A 7417-nucleotide genomic window follows, 5' to 3' on the forward strand; every position below is an offset into this window, starting at 1 on the left:
TACGGGGCGCTCGGGGCGGGGGCCCGGGGCTGTCTCACGGCCCTCGGTCCCCCGCGGGCCCGTGCGTCCCCTCGGTCAGGAGAGGGTGGGAACGATCTCGCGGACCTTGGCCGCGATCTCGGCCGGCAGCGGGGCGTAGCCGGCGCCGGCGAGCACCTTCTGGCCGTCCTCGCTGGCGGTGTAGTTGAGGAAGGACTTCACCGACTCGAGCGTCTCGGGCTTGTTGCCCTTGTCGCAGGCGATCTCGTAGGTCACCAGGATGATCGGGTACGCGCCCTCGGCCTTGGTGGCGTAGTCGAGCTTGAGCGCCAGGTCCTTGTCCTTGCCGACGATCTTGGCGGCGGCGATGGCCTTGGAGGCGTTCTCGGAGGTGGCCTCGACCGGCGTCGCGGCACCCGTGTTGATCTTCACGGTGTTGAGCTTGGCGCTGGTGGCGTAGGACAGCTCGAAGTAGCCGATGGCGCCCTCGACCTGCTTGACCTGGGCGGCCACGCCGGAGGAGCCGTTGGCGGACTGGCCGCCCTTGGCCGGCCAGGACTTCTCGGCCTCGTACTTCCAGACGTCCGGGGCGGACGCCTTCAGGTACTTGCCGAGGTTCTGGGTGGTGCCGGACTCGTCGGAGCGGTGGTACGGCTGGATCTCGGTGGAGGGCAGCTTGGCGTTGGGGTTCAGCTTCTTGATCGCCTCGTCGTCCCACTTCTTGATCTCCGAGTTGAAGATCTTGGCGAGGGTCGGGGCGTCCAGGACGAGGTCGTCCACGCCGGACAGCTTGTAGGCGATCGCGATCGGGCCGCCGAGCATCGGCAGGTTGATGCCCTGGCCGCCCTTGCAGATCTTCTTGGACTCGGTGACCTCCTCCGGCTTGAGCGCGGAGTCGGAGCCGGCGAAGCCGGTGGTGCCCTGGAGGAACTCGGTGATGCCGCCGCCGGAGCCGATGTCCTTGTAGTTGATCTCGGTGCCGGCGCAGGCCTGCTGGTAGTTCTTGACCCAGAGGTCCATGGCGTTCTTCTGGGCGGAGGAGCCCGACGCGAGCAGCTGGCCCTTGCCGCCGCACTTGATGTTGCCGGGGGCGGTCTTGCCGGCGTCCCCGCCGTTCGCCTTGGTGTTGTCGTCCGACCCGCACGCCGTGAGGACCAGCGCGCTGGAAACCGCGACCGCGCCGACGGCCAGGGCGCGCAGTCCGCGTCCGTTCTTCCCCTGAATCTTCACCTTCGAGATTCCTTCCTGGAGCCCGCCGGTGGACGGCGAAGCAGAGATGTGTGGTTCTGCATCCACCCGGCGGCCGACGTGCTCACCGGTATCGCCGAAATTAGGCAGAACAGGTGAATCGATCGACGGGCCGAAGTGAACGCAGAGTGAACCTCGTCTATCAGGGCGGCGTATGAGAAGAGCAGGCGACGCGTTCGACAACAGGAAATGGCGAGGTCTTTACCGTCCGTGTCCATCGGGTGGGTGAGGGCGGTGGTGACGCTCGGTGTCAAGACCGGGGCAAGCCCGGTCAACGCGGGGTGGCGCCGGGGGGCCGGGTGGCGCCGGACGGGCGCCGAGCCGGGGGCGCGGGCCCCACGCCGTACGATCCCGGCCGCTCGGCACCCGAGTGCCCCTGTCGTTTCCGTCCCCGGCATGGCAACATCCGCGACGGACGCAAGGGGAGGTGGCCGGGTGGGGCTGCGGCAGGAGAACGGGCCGACGGCGGCGGTGCGGGCGATCGGCGCGGCGACCGCGCTGGTCTGCGCGGTGAGCATGCTGCTGGCCGTGCCCGGCGCGGCGTACGCGGCACCGCTGGACCCCGGCCCCGGGCCGTCGCCGGCCGCGAGCCCGTCCCCCGGCCCCTCGGGCTCCGCGCTGACGAACGAGCGGCTGGAGGAGATCCGCCGGCAGATCGAGGACCTGCACCGCAAGGTCGAGACCGCCACCGAGGCGTACAACGCGGCGGCCACCGCCGCCGAGAATCAGTCGAAGGAGATCGTCCGGATCGCCGGCGAGATCGTCGCCGCCCAGCAGCGGATGGACGGGCTGAAGCGCCAGGCCGGTGCGCTGGCCCGGGCCCAGTACCGGGTCGGGGCGGGCGGCGCGCTGCCCCCCGAGGCGCGGCTGCTGCTCCGGAGCGACCCCGAGAGCTTCTTCAAGGACGCCGGCGTGGTCCACAAGGGCCAGCAGGCCACCAGGGGCCTGATCCAGCGCCTCGCGACCACCCAGGCGGAGCTCGACCGCAACGCCGCGGCCGCGAGCGAGCAGTGGAAGAAGGTGGAGGCCACCCGCGTCACCAGGGCCGCCGCGAAGAAGGAGATCGAGGAGAAGCTCGCCAAGGCCAAGGCGGTGGAGGCGGGGCTGCGGGCCGAGGAGCGCGAGCGGCTGCGTACGCTGGAGGAGGACGCCGCGCGCCGGGCGCAGACCACCTGGCTGAGCTCCGGAGTCCTCAAGGAGGTCAACGGCAGGGCGTCCGAGGCCGGCCGGCGGGCGATCGCCTTCGCCACGGAACAGATCGGCAAGGACTACGAGTGGGGGGCGGTGGGCCCGGCGACGTACGACTGCTCGGGCCTGACGTCCAAGGCGTGGGCGGCCGCCGGGGTGACCATTCCGCGCACCTCGCAGGAGCAGTGGCGGCAACTGCCCAAGGTCGACATCAAGGACATGCGCCCCGGCGATCTGATCATCTACCACGAGGACGCCGGGCACGTGGGGATGTACGTGGGCGACGGCGCGATGGTGCACGCGCCGCGGACGGGGCGGCAGATCACCATCGCGGGGGCGGGCTCGATGCGCATCCTGGGCGTGGTGCGGCCGGACAGCGGGAGCTGACACCTTCTTCCGCCTCTTCCGCTTCTTCCGTGCAACCGGGGCCGATCCTTTCTCCGGGCGACCGGGGCTGATCGCCCGCCCTTCGGGCGGCGTCCCGGGTGAGGGGCATGCGAAAGGCGCTTTTCGGACCTTTCGCTCACCCGCCGTCCCGATCCGTCGCCCTCCGTACGGGGTCCGTCCGACACGCCCAAGATCAGCGTGATGTTCGTCATTGCCCGGCGCCCGCCGGCGGCCCAAACGGCAGGCGGGGCGCGGCATATGACATTGGCGGTGGCCGCGGGCCATTCCACATCCCTGTGTCCTACCGCTAGGGTCGCCTCGCGCCCGGAGCCATGTCACAGACCGACCCACTGCCGCGCTCCGGGCCCGGTGGCGCGCCGATCGTCGGCCGCCGCCGCCCTCGGGGGGAGGGAAGGATCAGAGCGATGCGCGTACCCGCGCCGCAGCACGGGCGGGCCCCCGCTGCGGAAGGTGCTCCGGCGAACCTGTCTCCGTGCCCCACGGCGACCGGGCGGCCGATGGTGCCCTCCCAGGCCGGGCCGCCGGACGCCACCGCCCCCGGCGGTCGGGCCCCCGGGCGCGACCGCGACCGTGACCATGCCTCCGGGCGTGACCACGCCTCCAGCCGTGGCCTTGCCGTCGGCCGTGATCGGGTCGCCGGGCCGGGCCGTGACGCCACCGGCGCCGCGGCGCCGGACGCTTCGGCCGCCCCAGCCGCTCCGGGGGTGGTTCTGGCGGCTCGTACGGCGCCGTCTGCCGCCGCCCCGACGACGGATCGCGCGGGCACCGGCACCGAAGCCGGCCAGGACTCCGCCCTCGGCCCGGGCCCCGGCTCGGGTTCCGGTTCCGGTTCCGGTTCCGGTTCCGGCACGACCATGACCCTGCTGGTGATCGAGAACGACCCGGCCGAGTCCTTCGCCGTGCCGGAGATGCTCGACGCCGAGGGCAAGCGGGTCCGCATCCGCATGGCCCACAACATCACCGAGGCCGAGCGGCTGCTCACCGACGACGTCCACTGCGTCCTGGTCGACCTGGCCATCGACGGCCCCGGTGGCGAGCCCGGCGACGAACTCGACACCCTGCGCCATGTGCTGCGCCTCGCGCCCAGCACGGCCGTGCTCGCCCTGACCGCCGAGGCCGACGCCGAGCGCGCGGCCGAGGCCGTACGGGTCGGCGCGCAGGACTACCTCTTCCGCGACGAGCTGGACAGCCGGCTGCTCAACCGGGCCATTCGCTACGCCGTCGAGCGCAAGCGCGCCGACTGCGCCCAGCGCCAGCTCACCGAGTCCCGGCTGCGCGGCCAGGAGAATGCCCGGCTGGAGCGCGGGCTGCTGCCCAAGCCCCTGCTGGAGGGCTCCGACCTGCGGTTCGCGGCCCGTTACCGCCCCGGCCGCAGTCGCGCGCTGCTCGGGGGCGACTTCTACGACACCGTGCGCACCCCGGACGGCACCGTGCACGCGATGATCGGTGACGTCTGCGGGCACGGCCCCGACGAGGCCGCGCTCGGCGTGGAACTGCGCATCGCCTGGCGCGCCTTGACCTTCGCCGGGCTCTGCGGGGACGAGATGCTCTCCACGCTCCAGCAGGTGCTGGAGCACGAGCGGGCCGACGACGAGATATTCGCGACGCTCTGCCTGGTCGACATCGCGCCGGACGGCCGCAGGGCCGGACTGTGCCTGGCCGGCCACCCGGCGCCGCTGGTCACCCGCGCGGGCGGCGCGCCCGTACTGCTGCCGTACGAGGAGGGCGGCCCGGCGCTGGGCCTGCTGCCCGGGGCGCGGTGGCCGCGCCACCAGGTGGAACTCGGCGGCGCCTGGAGCCTGATGATGTACACGGACGGGCTGATCGAGGGGCGCGTCGGCCGGGGCAATCAGCGGCTGGGCCAGGAGGGCATGACCGAGATGATCGCCCGGTGGACGGCCGCCGGGCTGCGCGGCGAGGAACTGCTCGACGCGGTGGTCACGGAGGTCCGGGAGCTCAACGGCGGGGAGCTGACGGACGATCTGGCGGTGCTGCTGCTGGACCGCGGCCGGGTGTAGGGGCCGCGAGCGGGTCGTACGGCCTTGTGCGAGCGCGTGCGGCCCCCCGTACGAGCCTGTACGGCCTCGTACGACCCCCCGTGCGACCCCGTACGACCGCGTTCCACCCCGTACGGTGTCGTGCGGTCTGGTGCGGGTCAGCCGTTGAAGGGTCCGTACGGGCCGTCCGAGCTGCTGCCCCGGCGCCGTCCGCCGCGCCCGCCGCCGGACACCTGCTTGAGCGCGGGCCGGACGTCGACCATGTACACGATCGTCGCGATCAGCCCGATGATCGGCAGGAACGAGAGCAGCGGCAGGAAGAGGTTCACGGCGGCCGCGATGCCGAGGATGATCAGCCAGAACGGCTTGGACTGCTTGTCCGCGGCGCGATAGGCGTCCTCGCGGCGGATCGCGGAGTCCACGAAGGCGAACACGCTGAACAGCAGGAGGGCCACGGAGACCCAGTACATGACTTCGTGAAACCCCTGAACCAACACGTCGTCCACCGCCTTGTCAGTGCCTGTTCGCGGGCCCGCGGCGGCCCGGAGCCGCCCGGCGGGCAGCCCGCCGCCACCGTACCCGTACAACGAGCCGGGCACGCGTCATGTGCCCGGCTCGCTGGACCTTCGGCTATGCCGACGCCCCGCCGAGGGGCGCGAGCCGGCGCCCGGCAGTCACTCGGCCGGCCTGGCGGGGCTCTTCTTGGCCGCGGGCTTGCGGGCCGCCGGCTTCTTGGCCTGGGCGGACTTGTCGTCGTCGGCGGCGGAGTCGCCGCTGGGCGCGGCCGAGGCGGTGGCGCCGGTGCCCGCGTCCTTGGCGGTGGCGGACTCCTGCTTGGTGTCCTGCTTGGCGTCGGCGGTGGACTTGGTGTCCTGCTTGGCGTCCGCCGTGGACTTGGCCTCCGGCTCGGACTCCGGCTCGGGCTCGATCGCCACCGCGATCTCGGCGACCTCCTCCGCCGCCTCGCCGCGCCAGTGCCGTACGACCTCGCGGCCCTCGTCGGCGACCTCCTCGTACGTCTCCTTGACCTGCACCGCGTACTCCGCGGCCCGCCCCAGCGTGCGCAGCGCCACGTCCTGGGCGGAGTCGACGATCTTCTTCAGGTCGGTGTCGAGGGTGCCGAGCACCTCGGTGACCTTGGTGGAGACGGTGTGCTGCACCTCCTTGGCGCCCTTGGTCACCCGGTCCTGGACGACCTTGGGGTCGGTGGACCGCAGCGCCGCGATCTTCTCGGGGGCCTCCGCGCGAATCTTCTCGACCAGGGGCGGCACCTCCTGGAGCTTCTTGCGCCCGCGCTCGGCGGCGCCGGCGAAGAAGTAGAGGGGCTTGGGGTCGGTGAGGGTCTTGCGCACATCATCGGTGATGGCCATGGCGTGGTCCTCCCGGATCGGTTCGAGGTGTCAGGGGGCTTCGCCGTCGGAACCGGCGGCGCCGCCCGTGCCCTTGCGGGGGCCGGTGCCGCTGTCGCCGTCCGTGTCGGTGTCGGTGTCTTTTCCGCCGGCGGGGGTCCGGTCCGCCCCGAGCCCGTTCTCCTTGCGGAAGGACTCGTAGATCTGGATCAGCACGTGCTTCTGCCGCTCGTTGAGCGCCGGATCGGTGAGGATCGCGCTCGTGACCTGGGCCTCGTCGCGATCACGCGCGTCGAGAATCCCGGCCTGGACGTAGAGGGTCTCCGCGGAGATCCGGAGCGCCTTGGCGAGCTGCTGAAGGATCTCGGCGCTGGGCTTGCGCAGACCGCGCTCGATCTGACTGAGGTACGGATTGGACACCCCGGCGGCATCGGCCAGCTGCCGCAGCGACAGCTGCGCGTTGCGCCGCTGCTCCCGCAGGAACTCGCCGAGATTGCCGACGTTGAGTGAAGCCATGTCCCGATGCTGCCCCATCCTTGCTAACTTTTGCAAGCGACTGCTTGCAAAAGTCGCCATACGGGTGATGCCGCCGTGCACCCGCGTAGGCGCCCCCGCAGACACCGGCCACTCGCGTACGCGGTCGCAGGGCGCCCGACGGCGGGTGCGAGACTGGGCGGCCGTGAACGGCACAGGGGAGGCGGGCGCGATCGTGCGGTGGCGGCGGGGGGCCAGGGCGCTGGCAGTACTGGCGGCGGTGGCGGTGGCCGGGGCGGCCTGCACCCACCCTCTCGCGGACAAGGGCCCGCTGCCGCCGCGCTACTCGGGCCCGCCGATAGCCGCGGACACCGTGGTGGCGGAGATGACCTCCGCGTTCTCGGCGGCGGGTGTCGTGCTGCAGCGGCAGTCACAGGACTGGATCGGAACGGAGTGCATGGAGTCCCTGTCGAGTGAGCAGCCGTCGGCGACGGCGGACGCGGCCGTGAAGGACGGCTTCGCCCGCGCTCGTACGGCCCACGGCTGGCAGCCCGAGCCACCCCAAGGGGGCGACTGGCTCAGCCTTCGCAAGGGCAACTGGACCGCGTGGACCTCGCTCGGGCGTGCGAAGGCGACGGAATCCCCGACGACACGGGTCCTGATCATCCTGCGCTGTGACGGCGGCCGCTCCAAGCGTCAGGTGGACACGGAGCCTCCGGAACCCGAGACCGATCCGGATTTCGAGGACGACCCCGCCCTCGCCCCTCCCCCCAG

The 7417-nt window shown here is 72.2% G+C and carries 7 protein-coding genes; 3 read left to right on the forward strand and 4 right to left on the reverse strand.

The genetic code is table 11. The features are described 5' to 3' along the window. Positions 1–75: 75 nt before the first annotated feature. A complete protein-coding gene (pstS, locus tag ACSNOD_RS26070; RefSeq protein WP_436769502.1) occupies positions 76–1209 on the reverse strand; it encodes a phosphate ABC transporter substrate-binding protein PstS in 1134 nt (377 codons plus the stop codon). Positions 1210–1623: 414 nt separating this feature from the next. Between pstS and ACSNOD_RS26075 the strand changes: the two genes are divergently transcribed. Then, on the forward strand, positions 1624–2802 hold the full coding sequence (locus ACSNOD_RS26075) for an NlpC/P60 family protein (protein WP_436769503.1): 1179 nt from the start codon (positions 1624–1626) through the stop codon (positions 2800–2802). 518 nt (positions 2803–3320) lie between these two features. Beyond that, positions 3321–4841, forward strand: a complete 1521-nt coding sequence (locus ACSNOD_RS26080; protein ID WP_436769504.1) for a PP2C family protein-serine/threonine phosphatase — start codon at positions 3321–3323, stop codon at positions 4839–4841. Positions 4842–4978: 137 nt separating this feature from the next. On the opposite strand, the gene ACSNOD_RS26085 is transcribed toward ACSNOD_RS26080, so the two are convergent. The 3 genes from ACSNOD_RS26085 to ACSNOD_RS26095 all read right to left on the reverse strand — a co-directional run bounded on the left by ACSNOD_RS26085 (position 4979) and on the right by ACSNOD_RS26095 (position 6685). After that, on the reverse strand, positions 4979–5290 hold the full coding sequence (locus ACSNOD_RS26085; RefSeq protein WP_436769505.1) for a DUF2516 family protein: 312 nt from the start codon (positions 5288–5290) through the stop codon (positions 4979–4981). A 204-nt stretch (positions 5291–5494) separates the two neighbouring features. Further along, complete coding sequence (locus ACSNOD_RS26090; protein ID WP_436769506.1) at positions 5495–6190, reverse strand: hypothetical protein; 696 nt, start codon at positions 6188–6190, stop codon at positions 5495–5497. A 30-nt stretch (positions 6191–6220) separates the two neighbouring features. Then, entirely contained in the window at positions 6221–6685 is a 465-nt protein-coding gene (locus ACSNOD_RS26095; protein WP_436769507.1) for a helix-turn-helix domain-containing protein, read from the reverse strand. A gap of 163 nt (positions 6686–6848) precedes the next feature. Between ACSNOD_RS26095 and ACSNOD_RS26100 the strand changes: the two genes are divergently transcribed. Continuing rightward, positions 6849–7417 (forward strand): hypothetical protein (locus tag ACSNOD_RS26100; protein ID WP_436769508.1); only part of this gene is annotated, 569 nt, incomplete at its 3' end.

The organism is Streptomyces sp. URMC 123, assembly GCF_051386515.1.
Lineage (GTDB): Bacteria > Actinomycetota > Actinomycetes > Streptomycetales > Streptomycetaceae > Streptomyces.

Bases quoted from the DNA above. Each gene is read 5' to 3' on its own strand.
- ACSNOD_RS26075 (WP_436769503.1), top strand. From the start codon at position 1,624: ATGGCAACATCCGCGACGGACGCAAGGGGAGGTGGCCGGGTGGGGCTG.
- ACSNOD_RS26085 (WP_436769505.1), bottom strand. From the start codon at position 5,290: ATGTACTGGGTCTCCGTGGCCCTCCTGCTGTTCAGCGTGTTCGCCTTC.
- ACSNOD_RS26095 (WP_436769507.1), bottom strand. From the start codon at position 6,685: ATGGCTTCACTCAACGTCGGCAATCTCGGCGAGTTCCTGCGGGAGCAG.
- ACSNOD_RS26090 (WP_436769506.1), bottom strand. From the start codon at position 6,190: ATGGCCATCACCGATGATGTGCGCAAGACCCTCACCGACCCCAAGCCC.
- ACSNOD_RS26080 (WP_436769504.1), top strand. From the start codon at position 3,321: ATGGTGCCCTCCCAGGCCGGGCCGCCGGACGCCACCGCCCCCGGCGGT.